General features: G+C 42.0%; 17 protein-coding genes. 3 read left to right on the top strand and 14 right to left on the bottom strand.

Translation table 11 applies throughout. The features are described 5' to 3' along the window. Positions 1–11: 11 nt before the first annotated feature. The 9 genes from ilvC to ACRHOZ_RS00950 form a co-directional block, all read right to left on the bottom strand. The gene (gene ilvC, locus ACRHOZ_RS00910) at positions 12–1,487 is read right to left on the bottom strand and encodes a ketol-acid reductoisomerase (protein ID WP_431121343.1); all 1,476 of its coding nucleotides are present in this window, start codon (positions 1,485–1,487) and stop codon (positions 12–14) included. A gap of 23 nt (positions 1,488–1,510) precedes the next feature. Continuing rightward, positions 1,511–2,038 (bottom strand): acetolactate synthase small subunit, encoded by a 528-nt coding sequence (gene ilvN, locus ACRHOZ_RS00915; RefSeq protein WP_431121345.1) that lies wholly within the window; start codon positions 2,036–2,038, stop codon positions 1,511–1,513. A gap of 2 nt (positions 2,039–2,040) precedes the next feature. Continuing rightward, a complete protein-coding gene (locus ACRHOZ_RS00920; protein WP_431121347.1) occupies positions 2,041–2,622 on the bottom strand; it encodes an O-methyltransferase in 582 nt (193 codons plus the stop codon). Position 2,623: 1 nt separating this feature from the next. After that, positions 2,624–4,357: a biosynthetic-type acetolactate synthase large subunit gene (gene ilvB / locus ACRHOZ_RS00925; protein ID WP_431121349.1), complete on the bottom strand. Its 1,734-nt coding sequence runs from the start codon at positions 4,355–4,357 to the stop codon at positions 2,624–2,626. A 49-nt stretch (positions 4,358–4,406) separates the two neighbouring features. Beyond that, entirely contained in the window at positions 4,407–6,086 is a 1,680-nt protein-coding gene (gene ilvD, locus ACRHOZ_RS00930; protein WP_431121351.1) for a dihydroxy-acid dehydratase, read from the bottom strand. A gap of 358 nt (positions 6,087–6,444) precedes the next feature. After that, a complete protein-coding gene (locus ACRHOZ_RS00935) occupies positions 6,445–7,284 on the bottom strand; it encodes a biotin-dependent carboxyltransferase family protein (RefSeq protein ID WP_431121353.1) in 840 nt (279 codons plus the stop codon). Then, positions 7,277–8,011 carry a 5-oxoprolinase subunit PxpB gene (gene pxpB, locus ACRHOZ_RS00940; protein ID WP_431121355.1) on the bottom strand — a complete coding sequence of 245 codons (735 nt, stop codon included), beginning with the start codon at positions 8,009–8,011 and terminating at the stop codon, positions 7,277–7,279. Before pxpB ends, ACRHOZ_RS00935 begins: the two co-directional genes overlap by 8 nt. Continuing rightward, positions 8,008–8,751, bottom strand: a complete 744-nt coding sequence (gene pxpA, locus ACRHOZ_RS00945; RefSeq protein WP_431121357.1) for a 5-oxoprolinase subunit PxpA — start codon at positions 8,749–8,751, stop codon at positions 8,008–8,010. Before pxpA ends, pxpB begins: the two co-directional genes overlap by 4 nt. Further along, positions 8,752–9,942: an Nramp family divalent metal transporter gene (locus ACRHOZ_RS00950; protein WP_431121359.1), complete on the bottom strand. Its 1,191-nt coding sequence runs from the start codon at positions 9,940–9,942 to the stop codon at positions 8,752–8,754. 181 nt (positions 9,943–10,123) lie between these two features. Between ACRHOZ_RS00950 and ACRHOZ_RS00955 the strand changes: the two genes are divergently transcribed. Next, a complete protein-coding gene (locus tag ACRHOZ_RS00955) occupies positions 10,124–10,567 on the top strand; it encodes a hypothetical protein (RefSeq protein WP_431121361.1) in 444 nt (147 codons plus the stop codon). Here ACRHOZ_RS00955 and ACRHOZ_RS00960 read toward each other — a convergent pair. Then, complete coding sequence (locus ACRHOZ_RS00960; RefSeq protein ID WP_431121363.1) at positions 10,564–10,974, bottom strand: hypothetical protein; 411 nt, start codon at positions 10,972–10,974, stop codon at positions 10,564–10,566. The two genes, ACRHOZ_RS00955 and ACRHOZ_RS00960, sit on opposite strands and share 4 nt — an antisense overlap. A 164-nt stretch (positions 10,975–11,138) precedes the next feature. After that, positions 11,139–12,719 (bottom strand): flavin-containing monooxygenase, encoded by a 1,581-nt coding sequence (locus ACRHOZ_RS00965; RefSeq protein WP_431121365.1) that lies wholly within the window; start codon positions 12,717–12,719, stop codon positions 11,139–11,141. Positions 12,720–13,074: 355 nt separating this feature from the next. Here ACRHOZ_RS00965 and ACRHOZ_RS00970 point away from each other — a divergent pair, with 355 nt between their 5' ends. Both ACRHOZ_RS00970 and ACRHOZ_RS00975 read left to right on the top strand, forming a co-directional pair. Then, positions 13,075–13,950 carry a 3-keto-5-aminohexanoate cleavage protein gene (locus ACRHOZ_RS00970; protein WP_431121367.1) on the top strand — a complete coding sequence of 292 codons (876 nt, stop codon included), beginning with the start codon at positions 13,075–13,077 and terminating at the stop codon, positions 13,948–13,950. Further along, entirely contained in the window at positions 13,951–14,568 is a 618-nt protein-coding gene (locus tag ACRHOZ_RS00975) for a GNAT family N-acetyltransferase (protein WP_431121369.1), read from the top strand. It abuts the gene before it with no gap. Positions 14,569–14,570: 2 nt separating this feature from the next. Here ACRHOZ_RS00975 and ACRHOZ_RS00980 read toward each other — a convergent pair whose 3' ends face one another. Genes ACRHOZ_RS00980 through ACRHOZ_RS00990 form a run of 3 tightly spaced genes read right to left on the bottom strand, consistent with a single transcriptional unit; the run spans position 14,571 to position 19,068 of the window. Then, the gene (locus ACRHOZ_RS00980) at positions 14,571–16,106 is read right to left on the bottom strand and encodes a YifB family Mg chelatase-like AAA ATPase (protein WP_431121371.1); all 1,536 of its coding nucleotides are present in this window, start codon (positions 16,104–16,106) and stop codon (positions 14,571–14,573) included. A gap of 52 nt (positions 16,107–16,158) precedes the next feature. Next, positions 16,159–17,922 carry a hypothetical protein gene (locus ACRHOZ_RS00985; RefSeq protein WP_431121373.1) on the bottom strand — a complete coding sequence of 588 codons (1,764 nt, stop codon included), beginning with the start codon at positions 17,920–17,922 and terminating at the stop codon, positions 16,159–16,161. Between the two features lie 9 nt (positions 17,923–17,931). Next, entirely contained in the window at positions 17,932–19,068 is a 1,137-nt protein-coding gene (locus ACRHOZ_RS00990; protein ID WP_431121375.1) for a DUF4249 domain-containing protein, read from the bottom strand. Positions 19,069–19,104 lie beyond the last annotated feature (36 nt).

Consider the following 19,104-nt stretch of genomic DNA (forward strand, 5'->3'; position numbering starts at 1 on the left):
AAGTCTATCATTTAAACGATGGGTTTCATCGCAGTCATAGATTCTCTTAACCGAGTTCCCACAATCTCCACGGGATGCTCACGAAGTGCTTTGTTAACCGCAATAAGCTTTACGTTGTCCACTCCATTGTCCTTATCTGCTCCGTAATGGCTCCCGATAACGTCAATATCAACTGTTTTCATGAAGTCCTCCAAAAGCGGCTTACAGGCGTGATCAAACAGATAGCAGCCATACTCAGCAGTATCAGAAATAACGCGGTTCATCTCGAACAACTTCTTTCTTGCAATGGTATTGGCAATCAATGGTGTTTCATGCAAAGACTCGTAATAAGCCGATTCTCCAATGATCCCAGATTCCGTCATAGTTTCATAGGCCAACTCTACCCCTGATTTTACGAACGCGACCATCAACACACCATTGTCATAGTATTCTTGCTCGGATATCTCAACATCCCCAGCAGGAGTCTTTTCAAAAGCCGTTTCTCCTGTGGCAGCTCTCCATGTCAACAGGTTTTTATCTCCAGCGGCCCAATCCTCCATCATGGTTTTGGAGAAATGCCCGCTCATAATATCATCTTGATGTTTTTGGAACAACGGACGCATAATATCCTTAAGTTCCTCGGCAAGATCGTAAGCCTTGATCTTGGCAGGATTGGACAAACGATCCATCATATTGGTCACTCCACCATGTTTTAATCCTTCGGTAATGGTTTCCCATCCGTATTGAATAAGTTTGGAAGCATAACCTGCATCAATACCTTTCTCCAACATTTTATTAAAAGACAAGATGGAACCAGTCTGCAGTAAACCACAAAGAATGGTTTGTTCTCCCATTAAATCCGATTTTACTTCGGCCACAAAGGAAGATTCCAAGACCCCTGCTCTGTGTCCACCTGTTCCAGCGGCATACGCCTTAGCCTGCTCCAATCCCTTGCCTTCAGGGTCGTTTTCCGGGTGAACGGCAATCAGGGTTGGTACCCCAAAACCTCTTTTGTATTCTTCCCGCACTTCTGAACCAGGGCTCTTTGGCGCCACCATGATCACGGTAAGGTCCTCACGGATTTGCATTCCTTCTTCCACGATGTTAAAACCATGGGAGTAAGACAAGGTCGCCCCCTGCTTCATAAGTGGCATAACAGCACTAACAACGTTAGTGTGCTGCTTGTCCGGGGTAAGGTTGATTACCAAATCGGCGGTAGGAATCAGCTCCTCATAGGTACCTACATTGAAGTTGTTTTCCGTGGCATTTTTGTACGACTGTCTTTGTTCCTTAATGGCGGCCTCACGAAGGGTGTAAGAGATATCCAATCCGGAATCACGCATGTTTAATCCCTGGTTCAAGCCCTGGGCACCGCATCCTACGATTACAATCTTTTTTCCTTTTAGTGCGGTTACGCCATCTGCAAATTCGCTGGCTTCCATAAACCTACATTTTCCCAATTGGGTCAATTGATCGCGAAGGGACAGCGTATTAAAGTAATTTGTCATTTTTGGTTTTTATTTAATGCTATTTATTGATTTTGAAACTCTTCTAAAATTTTGGTGATGGGCATTGTGGCCTTGGTTACGGCAATCCTTCCTGAACGAACAAATTGCATAATTCCGTAGGGCTCCAAAGCATCATGCATTTCATCAATTTCATGTCGTCTCCCTGTTTTTGCCAAAACAAAAAAGTCACGTGCCACCGTTACAATTTGCGAATTGCTCTCTTTGATGATATTCTGGATTTGACGCTCGTCAAACAAGAGGTCCGAAGCAATTTTGAACAAAGCAGATTCTTGATATATGGTATCATCATCGGTATGATAATAGGCTTTGATCACTTCTATTTGCTTTTCAATCTGCCCTACAATTTTGCGTGCCCAATCCTCAGTTGAATTAATTACAATAGTGAATTTTGAAACATGTTCAATTTCTGATTTAGAGACATTTAAACTCTCTATATTAATGTGTCTCTTTAAGAATATTCCAGATATTCTATTCAATAGTCCCACGTTATTTTCCGAATAAACCGAAATGGTATACCATTGTTTTTCCATGCTTATTTTGTTTTAACCGCAACGATCACTCCCGTTGACCAGTCCATTTTAGTAATTGTAAAATCTTGTCTTCTTTCCAATTTGTCAACCAGGGAAGCTACATAGGTTGAATGTCCTTCCGGCCAATTGGGTTGCTCCCTCATATCATCAATGACATAAAAGCCCCCCACTTTGATTAAATCCAATGTTTCTTCAAGCAAGCTGTATTTTCCAGGCCAAGCATCCGCAAAGACCAAGTCGAACTTTTCTTCCTGGTTTTGTACTATCCAATCTTCGCCATTCGCGCAAATCAATTGGAAACGTTCATCAGTGCCAAAAAAACCTTTAGCAATTTGAATGAGATCCATATCATTGTCCACGCTGATTAACTTGGATGCACTATCCATGCCTTCCAGCATCCATGCTAAGGACAAACCCATTCCCGTTCCCAATTCCAAGAAACGCCCCGCAGGTTTGGAAGCCACCAAGGTCTTCAGAAATGTGCCTATATACATATCCGACGGCATGGTGAATCCAATTTCATCGGACTTGCTCAGCAAGGCAGCATACACATTGGGAGTATCCAGGATATTGGCTTGGTTCATGTTACTTCAATCGAATATCGGATACCGAAGCTCCTGATGGAATCATTGGGAATACATTGTCTTCCTTCTCCACCCTAACCTCCAAGAAATAGGGGTCTTTGGATGCAATCATTTCCTCAACAGCATCTTTTAAATCTCCACGTTCTGTAACTCTTCTGGACTTGATGTGGTAACCTTCCGCTATCTTCACAAAATCTGGATTTGTCATCACCGTTGATGCATATCTACTTTCAAAGAAAAGTTCTTGCCATTGACGCACCATTCCCAAGTGATCATTGTTCAATACCACAATCTTTACAGGAATATTATGTTGAAAGATGACACCGAGTTCCTGAATGGTCATCTGATATCCTCCATCCCCGATAATAGCCACAACCTCACGTTCCATGGCACCCATTTTAGCTCCAATGGCCGCTGGCAATGCAAAGCCCATGGTTCCAAGACCACCAGAAGTTACATTGCTCTTGGTCTGCTTGAATTTGGCATACCTGCAAGCGATCATTTGATGCTGTCCAACATCGGTTACCACCACGGCTTTATGTCCAGAGGCCTTGTTGATTTGTTCAATAACCTCACCCATGGTAAGGCCTTCTTTGGTAGGTTCTATATCTTTTTTGATAACGGTGTCGTATTCAATCTGATATTTTTTATCAAATTCCGCCAACCATTCCTTATGCTCGTTCTTGTTGATCAACGGTAACAACAAATCCAAGGTTTGCTTGGCATTTCCGAGTACCGCTATATCTGCATTTACATTTTTATTGATTTCGGCGGGGTCAATTTCAAAATGTATCACCTTGGCCTGCTTGGCATAGGTGTCCAAATTACCCGTAACCCTATCATCAAAGCGCATTCCTATAGCTATGAGCACGTCGCATTCGTTGGTCAATACATTGGGGCCATAGTTTCCGTGCATTCCAACCATCCCTACATTCAATGGATGATCTGTATCCATAGCTGAAAGTCCTAAAACGGTCCATGCGGCCGGGATTCCAGCTTTTTCAACCAAGGCTTTGAGCTCAGCTTCGGCTTCACCCAAAATCACCCCCTGGCCAAAAACAATGTAAGGTTTCTTGGCTTTATTGATCATTTCCGCAGCTGCCTCAATGGCTTTGACATCAGGTTCCGGCACTGGTTTATAACTACGTACGCCAGTACATTTTTCATACACAAAGTCCAATTCTTCAAACTGGGCATTCTTGGTAATATCCACCAATACGGGTCCAGGTCTACCGGATCTTGCTATATAAAAGGCCTTGGCCAATATTTCCGGAATCTCGCTAGCCTTGGTTACTTGATAATTCCATTTGGTCACTGGTGTGGAAATTCCCACGATATCTGTTTCCTGAAACGCATCGGAACCCAACAAATGTCTTGGCACCTGTCCCGTAATACATACCATTGGTGTGGAATCAATTTGGGCATCAGCTATACCAGTAACCAGATTTGTTGCTCCAGGGCCAGACGTCGCCATAGCTACTCCAACCTTTCCGGTAACCCGCGCGTACCCCTGAGCAGCATGGGTTGCACCTTGTTCGTGTCTGGTGAGGATATGGGTGAGTTTATCCTGAAATTTATAAAGCTCGTCATACACGGGCATGATTGCACCTCCCGGGTAGCCATAAATCAAATCTACCCCTTCTGCCAAAAGGCAGTGTATAATGGCTTCGGCCCCACTTATTCGGATGGCCTTGGCTGTTTTGTTTGCTTCCTTTTTTAAAGTTTCCGTACTCATAATGTCAACTTTGAATGATGAGATTCCTGCATGGGCAGAAACGACATTTTTAATATTTATCGGTGACGCATCCCTCTGAAGCTGATGCTACAGATCTTGCGTACTTGTACAATATTCCTTTAGTAAATTTTAATGGTGGAGCTTGCCATTTGGCCCTTCTTCTTTCCATTTCCTCATCAGAAATATTCAAGGTAATGGAATTGTCCAAAGCGCTAATGGTAATTAGATCACCGGTCTCCACCAGGGCAATGGCCCCTCCCTCCTGGGCTTCCGGGGTTACATGGCCGACCACAAAACCATGGGTCCCACCAGAAAAACGCCCATCCGTAATCAACGCAACCGATTTTCCCAGACCTGCTCCCATGATCATGGATGTAGGTTTTAGCATTTCGGGCATTCCTGGACCTCCCTTGGGTCCTACATAGCGAATTACAACCACATTCCCTTTTTCTACTTCACCTTTGGATATGCCTTCATTGGCTTCAGGTTCGCTATCGTACACCACTGCTTTTCCTTCAAACTTTAGGCCTTCTTTACCAGATATCTTTGCCACAGCCCCTTCTTCTGCCAAGTTTCCTTTCAGGATTTGTAGGTTTCCAGAAGATTTCAAAGCCTTATCCACGCTATACAACAAATCTTGCTCCTCAAATTCCATAGCTTCAACATCTTTCAGGTTTTCCGCCAAGGTTTTCCCAGTTACGGTCATACAATCCCCATGTAAAAAGCCTTGTTCCAACAAGTACTTCATAATCTTTGGGGTTCCGCCAATGCCGTGGACATCTTCCATAAGGTATTTTCCGGAAGGTTTTAAATCCCCAATAAGCGGCGTTTTATCACTTATCCGTTGGAAATCCTCCAAGGTAAATTCGATATCTGCGGCATATGCAATGGCCAAATAATGCAATACCGCATTGGTAGAACCACCAAGGGCATTGACCAGGGTAATCGCATTTTCAATGGATTTTTTTGTAACGATGTCCTTTGGTTTTAAATCGAGCTCCAAAAGATTTTTTATGGCTTGGGCAGTACGTTCTGCCTCTGAAAGCTTGTTGGGATTGACGGCTGGAATTGATGAATTATAAGGTAAGGACATACCCATACATTCTATGGACGATGCCATGGTATTTGCCGTGTACATCCCCCCACAGGCACCTGCCCCAGGGATTGCTCTCTTGATGATTTCCTTGTATTCAGCTTCGTCAATTTCCCCTGCAATTTTCTGCCCCAAAGCTTCAAATGCAGATACAATATTCAGTTTACGTCCTTTATAGTTTCCTGAAGCGACGCTACCCCCATATACCATAATAGATGGTCTATTGAGTCGGAGCATAGCTATAATGGCTCCAGGCATATTTTTATCGCATCCAACAACACCGATCAAGGCATCATAAGACATCCCGTTCATCACTGTTTCCATAGAGTCGGCAATAATATCCCTTGAAGCCAACGAATATTTCATGCCCGGTGTTCCCATGGAGATTCCATCGGATACTCCAATAGTACCGAACGTCAATCCAACCTGCCCTGTCTCGTTAACATGCTTTTTGATTTCCTTTGCTATATCGTTCAAGTGCATGTTGCAGGGATTACCATCGTAGCCCGTACTACCAATGGCAATTTGTGCCTTTTTCATATCCTCCTCCTTTAAACCTGTAGCATACAACATAGCCTGTGATGCGGGTTGCGAAGGATTTTGGGTAACGTTCTTACTATGTTTGTTCAATTCCATTATTAATTTTCTTTCAGATCGGGAATCTTGTTGAATTTACTATATCATTCAAAGATAGATGTTTCAGAAACCCTATATTTTTAACAGTTTTGCACCTTCTAAATCCATTTAAAATAATATACCTTTATCTCTATGAAAATCAACACTTTAAGTTGATTTAAAATCCCATATCCATTTCTTTTTTGGACCATAAAAAAAGCCTGTATCTTTAATGGGATACAGGCTTTTTCTAAATCAATAGGACATCTGTATCACTCCATGGCTGGAATAATAATGACGACGCTATTAATTAGATTTTTTGCTTTCACAGTTCAAGAGTACAAAAAATTAAGATAAAAAACCAAACTGGAAATGAATTTTATACCAGTTTAAATGAAATGGAGTCCCCAAACTTTTTCTGGGCCAGCTGACAAATGGAATCCTCGGACAATTGCAAAATTCTTGGATAGCCCCCTGTGGTTTGTCCATCTTTCATTAGGATAATCAATCTTCCGGCTGGAGTAAACTGCACCGTCCCAGGCATAGTTCCTGAAGTGAGCATAGAGTGTTTATGTCCTTGAATCAATTCTGCCAATTGGTATGCCATGCGGTTATTTTTTTCCGAAATGGAAAATGATTTCCCAAATAATGCACCCAACTGGGCATCCGACAACATGGAGAATTCTGGGCCTTTATAAACTTCCAAGGTTTCTTCTTCAAATTTCCTATCCACCTTCAGTCCGGAAATTGCAGGTTCAAAAGATACCGTTTCCCCATAAGCTACCGAACTACCATCCTTTAGACATTTTTTCGGTGTAACAGGATGATATTGAGATCTACTTCCCATTACCATATCTGTTTGCACTCCACCTTTTACCGCCAAATAGGATCGAAATCCATTTTCCAGCCTACCATAGGATAAAATATCTCCTTTGGCCACCTGAATCACCTGATAGTTTTCTATGGGTTCGTTGTTGAGCGTGGGTGACAAAAAGGCTCCAGAAAGACAGATATAGGTGGGAGCCTCAAATTGCAAGGTGGGGCCCGTCATTGTTATTTCCAAGAGGGCAGCCTCCTTAGGATTATCCAATAATTTGTTGGCTTTTGCTGCTGAGTCGTAGTCCATTACACCAGAAACTGGAACGCCAATATTCCTATAGCCAAACCGGCCCATGTCCTGAACCGTCATAAAGAAACCTGATTTGAGCACCTTAATCATCCAACGCTATTTTTTCAGGTTTGAAAATACCCACCTCGGCTTCTATTTTCTTTAGGTTGTATTCGGCCCGGGAAATTTCCTTAAACTGGATTTTATCTCCAACGCTAACAAAACATGGCTCTTCCGCCTTGGGATTGAAAATTGGTGTGGGGCAGCTCCCAATAATATTCCATCCCCCTGGGGAATCCTGGGGATAAATTCCGGTCTGCTTGCCCGCCAGTCCCACTGAGCCTTGGGCCACATGCAGACGGGGCTCCTTTCTTCTGGGAATTTCCAATTCCTCTGGCAAACCTCCCAAATACATAAAACCCGGAAGAAATCCTAAACCGTAAACAATATACTCTTGTGAGGTGTGAAGTGCTATCAGTTGAGTCTGGGAAATTCCCAAAACCGTGGAAACTTCCTCCAGATCAATTCCCAAATCGGAGTCGTAGCACACAGGAATTTTCCATAAAAATCGCCCGCGTTTTTTTTGAATCTTTTTTTGGCCTTTCTGGCAATCCAAAATCTGTTTTTCAATGGATTCAAAATCCACATCTTGCATTGAATTCACCAAAGTCAAGGAATTATATGCAACGGACATTTCCCATCCAGGAAGTTCCAAGCTTTTAAAACAGTCCACAAATTCCAGAATTTCTCCCAGCACGGATTCGCTTACCTCGTTTGGCCACTCCATAAGGATAGCCCTTTGTCCAAACGGTTTTATACTGATGGGGAGTTTTTTCACTTTTGTATTTCCACCCCATGTTGGGGCAATTGTTGTGAAAGATACGTTAATATTTGAAAAGCAGAAGGGGTGTCTCCATGAATGCAAATGGTTTGAGCCTCTATATCTGCCGTTTCCCCGGATAATGTCACAATTTTCCCTTTTTTTATGATGGGAAGCACCTGTTCCAATACCTTGGCAGGTTCCTGAATCACAGCATTAGGCAATGTTCTTGAAACCAGACTTAGGTCCAAGTTGTAACTTCTATCCCCAAAGGCCTCATAGTGCACTTCATAGCCACTTTCTTTGGCAATGCTAGCCATGACAGAACCAAAAGGAGCATATAAGGGAACATTTGCCCCATAGGTCTTTATCGCATCCAAAAGTAAACGGGCCACTCGCTCATTCTTAGCCGATTCGTTGTACAATGCACCATGTGCTTTTATATGATCCAGCTTTACGGATTCTTGGCGGAGAATTGTATCAAATTCCTGAAGTTGGTTTAAAATGCTATCGTGAAGCTCTTCATCCGAAATGCTCATGACCACCCTCCCAAAATTGGCCTTGTCCGGGTATGAGGGATGCGCGCCGACCTTTATCCCGTGTCTTTTGGCAAGTTTCACCACTTGGGTCATGGTGTACAGGTCCCCTGCATGACCTCCACATGCAACATTACAGGAACTTATCAAAGGAAAAATCAGGGCTTCGTTGCCCACACCCTCGCCAACGTCACAGTTAATATCTATTGACCAATTTTTCATCTATACCAATCCCAAGACTTTCATGATACTTTTAACACCCAAAAAAATGGAGAAAGCAACAATAGCAAACCCGATGATATTTTGGAAGAGGGTGTTCTTGTTATTTCCCATAACGGATGTTCTATTCACTATCCACAGGAGCAAGATTGCCATAATAGGTAACACCATTCCGTTTGCAACTTGGGCAAATTGTATCACCTGAATGGGTTTGATATCGAACGACAAGAAGAACACGCCCAAAAACAAAATGACCATCCAAATCAATTTGAACCTTTTATCCTGCATTCCCTCCCAACCCAAGCAACTGCTAGCTACAAATGCCGCCGCCAAGGGTGCTGTTATTGCGGAAGTGATTCCTGCTGCCAACAAACCACAAGCAATAAAATAAATGGCGCTCTTACCAAACAAGGGTTCCAGACCTACTGCAAGGTCCATAACATTGGTGACCTCACTTAATGGAGCCGAGGCCGCGGTAATTAAAATGGACATGGACACCAATCCGCCCAATCCTATGGAAATTACGGTGTCCCATTTGGCTGTTTTCAAATCATCATGGGATTTCCATTTTTCCTTCACCAGGGAGGCGTGCAAAAACAAATTATAAGGGACAACTGTCGTTCCCACAAGGGCAATAACGGTTAATAGCCCCCCATCAGGTAGATTGGGCACAAACATATTTTGAACAACATTCAAAGCATCTGGTTTGGTCATTAAAGCGGCAATTAAAAAACAGACCCCCATTAAACCCACAAGGGCTACAAATACTTTTTCCAAAGTCTTATACCCACTGAACCACAACAATAGAAATGCCATTACACCAACAAATAGCGGATAAAATTGGGAAAATCCATCCCCCAAAAGCCCTTCCAGCCCCAAGGTAGCGCCGCCAATATTTCCTGCCTCATAAGCTGCATTGCCAACCAGGATGGCAAACAGAACCAAAGCGATCACCAAATTTCTTACCCAGTTAACCCCTATTTCTCCCTTTACGACTTCCATTAGTCCCTTTTGCGTAAACACGCCAATTCTGCCTGACATCTCCTGCAGAATTATGGTAGCAATCACCGATACCAGTACAGCCCAAAGCAAGCTGTAACCGAAATGCACCCCTGCAAGGGTACATACCGTTATGGTTCCAGGGCCCACAAAGGCCGCCGCAACTAGAATTCCAGGTCCTATTTTTTTAAACATAAGGGAGTTTGATTATAGGTTTTTAAAATAAGTAGAATTCATTAGAATGATGCATTTCATCCAAAAAAATGCATTTCATCTAAAAATGGGATGTTTTACATCGAATAAGTATACGATTATGAAAATCTCAAAGTTATAATAATCCCAAATCAAATAATTGACCTAAACTTAACCGATACTCATGATCTGTAAAGACTGTGGTAAAGAAATTGGACATGAACAGCATGCAGCGTCCACCGAATCCTTAGGTGTTGCGCTCTGCGAACGGCATTCCAAACTCATCAAGAAAATTATCCTTAACAACAATACCCCAATTGAGGCTATTCATCTTTTCTATGCTTTGAAAGAAGCAGGCGCCCATCCCATGTTGGAATGGTGGGACGGAAAAAAATCGGTTGATTTAGCCATATCCAGGGTAAAACTGAATATTGAAATTGATAAGGACTACAATACCATAACCCACGAACAGGCCATTAGCGACCTTGAGGAGGCCATGCATTCCTTTAAAAATGGTTTTACAACCATTCGGATACCTCACTTGGCCATTAAATACTATTTGGAGGATACCGTCCAAAATATTCTGGGAATCATAGATGGACTGAAGGCCAATATAAAAGTGATCTAGTTGGAATAAACAGGTTTCCAATCACTGTTGACCTCCTTGTATTCCAAAACATTGATCGCAATGGTCCTATCACCAATGTTCTCAAGATCATTGGTGTAGTTTTTTCCCCTAAACTCCCAGTATTCGGTATCACCTGGCTCTAGTTTTACCATACTAATTTTACCATTACCATGACGGGTAAGGGCTAGTCCACCTGTAACGCAAACCCAATTGTAATTGGCATTGTGCTTTCTAAACGGAAGTCGTTCACCAGGTTCCAAACGTATGTCCCACAGTTTCACGGTCTCATTTTCGAACACCAATCGATCACCAAGAGATTCTTTTACATCATTATGAAGGAGTTCATCTATCATTTTTTGGTCCCATGGGTCAAAGTTGCCCACGGGATTCAATTCCACACACTGCATAGCTCAATTTTCTTAAAACGGGCGCAAAATTACAGCCTATTCTTATCAGAAAATATGATTGATGTAGGATTTAACTTATTTTTTAGAAGAAAAGGAGTTTTTTAGCCTTTTTTTTAGAACATTGACTTACAGTCGTTTAAAAAAATAGACTATGAGCAGCAATGCTACATCATGGCTTGATCTGAAGTTCGGGAATTACCGACTCCAAAAGTTCTGGTAAACAACCTTGAGAGCTGCTCAAAAGGTTTGTGGCTAAACAATATCAACAACATGATGGAACTTCTTTTGGCAGAATATGCTGTTGGTAGAAGTTTTATAGTTTTTTTGGCCGTGCTGGCATAAGCTGGGTCGTTAAGTCTATAAAAAGCCGGCAAGTGAGATCCGAAAAACAGTTTTGTAGAAAACTTAAGATCCCTAAGGTTAAAGTATTTTGGTCTACAGCCTACCAATTTTGACATGTCGTTCATAAAGTCATGATAATTGACCAAAGACTTGATGTTCACACTATCTGAAAAAAACTTTTCGTTGAAGCGCCTGTCCTTTTCAATACTATCTTTCATCTTAACAGTATTCGGAAGCTTTTTATTTCCTGATAGTAGCAAGGCCATATAACGCGCCTGAATTTCCGAACATGCAGGGAGTCCTCCTTGAGTGGGTCTTGCCCATCCAATTAAGCTGATCAGAAGTCCGTGTTTTGGGTGTATCATATGCTTGTAGAGATTCCTTGGATTTTCAAAATCCTTGCCCTCTTTCACATACTCAAATTTTGTTTCATAACCCGTGTTCAGAACAAGAACGTCCGCTTCAATGGTCTCACCCCCTTTGGTAACAATGGTATTCTTGGTCAAATAATCAATTTCATCCCTTGTGATTTCCAATCTTCCATCAAGGATATCCTGAAGGAACACATCACTCTTGGTGAGGAATTTACCCATGAAGGACTTTCTTTCATAAATCCACTGCTGAACCAGTTTCTCCGTGGACCCAACATTTTTGCCAAACTTCAAATACTTCCATGCCATGAATTTCATGAAATGGTCCACTCCTTTTTTTCCCATGGAGTTTAGACTATGCGAAGTATATGAATCACTGGTATAACCTGCAGACCACCTAGGAACAATGTTTGGAAATTCCCTTACCAACACCCTGCATGAGGTTGTTTGTGAAATTTCATGTATGATATCCGCTCCAGATTCCCCTATACCAATACAGACAACTTTTTTACCTTTAAAGGATTCACCATTTTTATATTCACTGGAATGAACAATCTCGCCTTCAAAATCAGATTGTCCTTTGAACATGGGAGAATAGGGAATGAAATTACTCCCAGTACAAATTACTAAATGGTCAAACTTTTCTTTACGGACCTCACCTTGATGCTCAACTTCAACAACAACCGAATTTCCTTGAATGTCCGTACTCAGAACCTTGTGTGCGTAGTGCAGGTGTTTCTCTAAATCAAAATGCCGTATATAGTCTTTCAAGTACTCCCGATATTCCGACACCTTCCAAAACCTTCTCTCTTCTTTGGGGTCTGGCATGAAATCGGAATAGGCCATAAAATAATTGGACACCGTAAGTTCTAGGGAATCATAAGACCTCCCACCCTTATCTATGTCCCTAAAAGCGCCGCCAAAACTATCTTCGGCTTCATAGCATACTACTTCAATATTTTGCTTCAACAGCTCTTTTACTGCCACCAGCCCAGACGGGCCAGCTCCAATTACACAAACTTTCGTGCTCATTTTGGCAAAGGTTGATTAAGGTTAATATCCGTTGTGGCCGTTGAAAGTAATCAAGATTGCAATGCTTAAATAAAGAAATCGTTTAAAATCAATTATATACGGTAAAAGATATTGGCTGTGCCTAAAATGAAATTACCCTAAACAACCTATCCATTTTAGTTTCAATTTACTAGGTTGGTAGATTGCTCTAAAACAGCACAATAACGAATCAAATGGTGTTAGTATCATCAAATAGTAGCAGTTTTTTAGGCCCAAAAACGCTACATATCCAAAAAAAACAACAGCCAACCGATTTTCTGTGTCATTTTCAAATCACCATCTATTTTTATGGAAAGTTCTATAGACATTAAAAGCCATGGGTGAAAACTTAGTAATAAATTTTACACCAACAGGAATGATTCCTACCAAGGAAATGACTCCCCATGTTCCCGTGGTGGTCCACGAAATAATTGACCAAGTCCTGGAAGCTTCAGAATTGGGAATCACAATGGTTCACCTTCATGCCCGTGAGGCAAAAACTGGAGTCCCCACTTATAAAAAGGACATTTACGGTCAGATCATAGAAGGCATAAGAAAATACGAACCGGAACTGGTGATTTGTGTTTCACTCAGTGGTCGGAATTTTTCTGAGTTTGAGAAACGCTCGGAACCTCTATTCTTAGAGGGTTCCCTTAAACCGGATATGGGAAGTTTGACCCTTAGCTCGTTGAATTTTAATGCCACAGCGAGTACCAATTCCCCCGATATGATACAAAAGCTTGCCAAAGCGATGTTGGACAGGGGTATTGTTCCCGAACTTGAAGCCTTCGATATCGGAATGATCAATTACGCAAAATATCTGGCGAAAAAAGGATTGATCCAAGCTCCTTTTTACTTTAATCTAATTCTTGGAAATATTGCTTGCGCCCAAGCAAATCTTTTAAATGCTGGAGTAATGATAAATGATTTACCTGAGCAATCCCATTGGAGTTTGGCGGGAATTGGAAATGCCCAGTTGAAGATGAACTCCATCGGAATAGCTATGGGTGGTGGTGTTCGTGTGGGAATTGAGGACAATATCTGGTATGATACCAAGCGCACCAAATTGGCTTCGAACAAAGACTTAATCCAAAGGATTCATACCCTTGCCCAAGCCAATGAAAGAAAAATCATGCCACCATCCGAATTGAGGCAACATCTACAGCTAGGCACTGAAGGCACATACGGAAGAATCTTAACTAAACAGACTTAAATGGCCACCCAGGAAAGTAGCAAAAATTACAAGTATAAGTTGCTGATATCAAATATCAAGCATGGCCTATTTCCACATATGTTACAGAATTTTGCGTCCAGATTTGGCTTCGACTTTGCTCCATATTATTGGGTTCAAGAAGATTTTAACGCGTATGAGCACCCTCAGATAAATGATAATCAAGAAAAATACACCATTAGTTTCTTATCCGACCAAGAAGTAAAATCCATGAAAAGGGGTTCTTTGAGGAAATTTAAGGGCACCAAACTAATAGGTCTAAAACACAATAATCAAATAGCAGCTTTTCATTGTGCAGAACAAAGGGACTTTGTTTTCAAAGGTAAAAAAATGAAACTTAAGGAAAACGAGGCTTATCTGCTCAACATGTATACTTTTCAGAATTACAGGGGAAAAAACATTGCCCCATATCTAAGACATGCAACCTATGAATTGCTTAAACAAGAGGGCGTTGACACATTCTACAGCATATCTGATTATCTCAATAAGTCTACCCATAAATTCAAAAGGAAGCTGGGAGCAAAACCATTACAGTTATACCTCTCTATAGTCCTGTTTAAAAAATATCACAGAACATTTTTGCTAAAAACCTATAACTAGGCTTACCCTAACCATCCTTCCCTGTCAAGACTTCTATATTGAATGGCTTCAGAGATGTGATTGGAGGCTAATTCGGTATTCCCTTCTAAATCCGCTATGGTTCTGGCCACCTTGAGAATACGGTCATATGCACGGGCAGATAGGTTTAAGCGCTCCATTGCACTCTGTAACAGCTCCTTTGTTTCCTGTGTTAACATGCAGTATTGCCTAATTTGTTTGGTGTTCATTTGGGCGTTGTAGTGCACCGTTTCCAAATTTTGAAACCTCGAAGTCTGAATTTCCCTCGCCCTTATAACCCGTCTCCTAATTTCCAAACTGCTCTCCGCTTTTTGGTCATTTGCGAGCTTTTCAAAAGGAACCGGGGCAACCTCAACATGAATATCAATCCTGTCCAACAAGGGCCCGGATATCTTGCCCAAATAGCGCTGCATTTCCATAGGGGATGAAACAACAGGGGCATCAGGATCATTAAAATAACCTCCTGGACTTGGATTCATACTTGCCACCAACATAAAACTGCTGGGATAGGTCACTGTGAATTTTGCTCGGGCAATGGTCACCTCCCTATCTTCCATCGGTTGTCGCATTACTTCAAGTACCCTTCGCTCAAATTCCGGCAGTTCATCCAAAAAAAGCACGCCATTGTGCGAAAGGGAAATTTCTCCGGGTTGGGGATAACTCCCCCCTCCTACCAAAGCTGCACTACTTATGGTGTGATGTGGGTTTCGAAAGGGCCTATGGCTCATCAGACCTGAATTTTTCACTTTGCCCACAACACTGTGGATTTTGGTGGTTTCCAATGCTTCTTGAAGGGTCATGGGAGGTAAAATTGAAGGCAACCGTTTGGCCAACATGGTTTTTCCCGAGCCAGGAGGTCCAATCAATATAATATTGTGTCCTCCTGCTGCCGCAATCTCCATACACCGTTTGATGCTTTCCTGCCCTTTGACATCGGAAAAATCAAATTCAGGATAATCCAAGTTTTTGTAGAACTCTTTTTGTGGATCTAACTGGGTCTGCATCAACGGTTTTCCTGAATCGAAATAGTCAATGACCTCTTGGATATTTGCAACGCCATAAACCTTCAATCCATCCACTACGGCTGCTTCTTTGGCATTTTCTTCAGGTAGGATAAATCCGTTAAAACCTTCCTCTTTGGCTTTAATGGCAATGGGGAGTGCCCCTTTAATGGGGTTAACGGTTCCATCAAGTGATAACTCGCCCATGATAAGGTACTCCCCAATGTTGGTTGCTTTGATCTGGTTGGAAGCTACAAGGATTCCCAAGGCCAAGGTAAGATCATACGCAGAACCTTCCTTTCGCAAATCCGCGGGTGCCATGTTTATGGTAATTTTCTTCCCAGGTATGCGAAACCCGTTGTTTTGCAAAGCGGCAGCAATACGATAATTGCTTTCCTTAATGGCATTATCCGGTAAACCTACCAAATGATACCCTACTCCTTGGTCTACATTTACTTCTACGATTATGGTTTGGGCCTCTACCCCAAATACGGCACTGCCATAGACTTTTGTCAGCATAGTTCACAATCAGAGCTTTTGGTTGCTCTGTGGCCCACAAAATAGAAAGGACCTACTTAACGGTGAACTCCCGTTTGACGGATACTGGGTTTCCAATTGACGAAAAGCCCTCTAGGATCAACTGATAGGTTCCATGTACATCAGAAGTGTACAGGACAATCTCTTCAGAACCACTTGATAAATCCAAGTCTGGCTCCCATAAAAGTTGGTGTCTAAAGTCAGGAACACGGTTCTTTAAATCGCTAGTATTATAAGTTTGTCTGAAGTGCTCCTTACGTACCTGTGGCTTGAACAAATCAACATTGACAATATGCGGGGTAAAGAAATCATTATAAAAACCTCCTTCTATTGTTTTAAAATGAAGTACACCCTGAAACACATGCGGCCCCAATATTACCTTATCACGGGAAAATTCAATGTTTTGGATCTTTTTCGCGCTGAAGTCCATAAAATCCTCATGCTTCTTGATAAAAAGTCCGTCCACAAACACCATGGGAAAAAGGGCCAAGTCCGTAAATCCTTCTTCCGGTCTGATTTCAAAGGCACGGTCACCATTCTGGAGTCTCCTCACGGATAGTTGATCCACTACCTCAATAATAGTTTCCTCTATGGTGTTGAAACGGGTGTAATCATCCAAGTTGTAGTTCACGGTAAACTTCCGATAGTAAGGTTGCTCATGGCTGGCAGGAATAACGGAATCCGATTTCACCTCCCCAAATCCATTTTCTATCTGATTTTGGATACTCTTTTGAAGAATGTAATCTTCCATTGCCCTGGAAATCTTGAAATCATCCACTTGGATTCCAACATACTTCTTGAGTGCTTCGTCCATCACGATTTCGTAAGCATCCCAATTATCAGCCAAAATCTGCAAAGCCCCTGTTACGTTGCTATACTCTTGGTCAAAAAGGAACCTAAACCTTCCACTTTCATTGGTCGAGGCAACTTTAAATAGATACCTATCACCTGGTAACGAAATGGAAACCCTCACATCTTGTATAGGTGTTTTGGTTTCTTTGTCAATAATGGTTCCTGAAATTACCTCTCCCCTAAGCTCGGGTAAATCCACTTTTTGGGAATTTATACCTGAATTGGAACCTCCATTCAAATAGCGCTTGGTAAATTCTGTTGCACTCATCTTTTTAGGAGCACCTAAATCTTCCAATTTTCTAATGGAGATGGAGTAATTTCCATTTTTTGATTCGGAGTTGTCGGCATCTATCCGTACCATCAATTTTTCCCTGGCGCCAAGTTCATTCTTGTCCAAGCTCAACTTAACCCCTACCTCTGTACTTGTCATAGGTACCTCCAAAACCCTTGGGGCAGGAGTCAAAGGGGCTACTTGGATTGAGTCAGGTTCAGCTGCCAAATAGGACTCGGGGACTGGCTGGTAAGGATTAATGATATGAATATCCGATTGGAAGAAAGAATCCGTTCCAAAATTCTGCATCCATTGGGAGTAGCCCAATAGTTTATAACTTCCCGTTGGGATAGAGGTCGGAACAAAAAAGTCTCCATATCCAGCACCATCAGCAAGCCTGATCTTGTGGGTGAATACCGACTCGCCATCTTGGTCCACTAACGCCACATAGGCTATTTTACTAATATTGGTGAGCCGCCTTCCTTGGGCTTCCAAACAGTATAATTTGTATCGCAAGTACTCTCCTGAAAACAAAAGTGACTCGTTGGTCTGTACAAACACTTTTTCTTGGGGAACGTTTTTCAACACCTTCCCTTGAACTGTTGCGTTTGAGCTTTGCGCAAAACCGGATAAAGTAAATACGCTTAACAACAATGTGATGATACTATACTTCATAATTTTATTTTATTCAATCCAAAATTCTGGAACCTCTGGGGTTCCTAATGCAGTGCAATCCCCACAAACCTGAGGGACAGTTATATATGGTCCTGATCCCAAACCTGAACCAATGAAATTGTCATCTATGTATTTCACCCAATCCCAGCGCACCAAATCAATTAAGCCAATGGTTGGAACGTTGAGATGGCAAGGGTCTACATAAGGAGGTAAATCCTCCATCGGGTAAAAATCCGAATAGTTAAAAAAGATTCTTTTCTCATCCACATTAACCACGTCAAAATAGCCCAACACCTTTTCATCGTCCGTATTCCCAGAGACGTTGCCTTGCAAAAATCCGGGTTGCGTTTCAGAAAATACGCTCTCGTTAGTGGAAAATTCGTTTAAGGTCTCAAAGAACGCATGTGCTTGTGTAGATAAGGAGTATTGCCTAACCAAAATACTGTATCTGTGGCTAATGATATAGTCATTGCTTGGAATAAATCGAACCAATATGTTTTCGGCACTGTCCCTATCAAGATCTTCGGTGTCCGCAAGAATTATTCTGTTGGAATCAAAGGAAGCATAACATACCCTTTCATCCAGCGACCTAGGCACCTTGACAATATGTGGAGAAGGGGTTTCCACGACTTCCAACTCCACAGGGTCCCAGAAGGGAGCTACTATTTTGTAGGTTTCCTCATATTCATATCTATAAAAACCTGATGTCGTGCCGGAAGGAACCGAGGCATCAACAAAAATTCCCATTCCATTTTCTCCGAGGTCGTTGGTGAAACGTTTGGCATAAACACTGTCCAACCTCGCCACTTCGGGTAAACCCATGGCCGTGGAATTATAGGATTTCCCATCCTGGGTTTCAACTGCCAATTGATAAGTAAGCTGCGGTAAGGCAGCAAAGGACGTATTTGAAACGTACTTTCCTTTGTCCTGCTCTTGAAAAAGGAATTCTTGTCCATCACTGGAAACAACCGAAACAACCGCACCAGATTCCATTTGGATATCTTCATCCTGAATCCTGTAGGTCCGAGACAACAGTACCTCCTGGGGTTTATACTCATCAGTAATGGTAGCTTCTATGACCAAGGTGCTCTCAAAATCTTCAAACTCTGCATTAAACTCCTCTATGCATCCGTAATTAGGAAACATCAATAAGATAATACAAGGGGTTATATATACTGGTTT

The organism is Flagellimonas flava (assembly GCF_050617915.1).
In the GTDB taxonomy this organism is placed as follows: domain Bacteria; phylum Bacteroidota; class Bacteroidia; order Flavobacteriales; family Flavobacteriaceae; genus Flagellimonas; species Flagellimonas flava_A.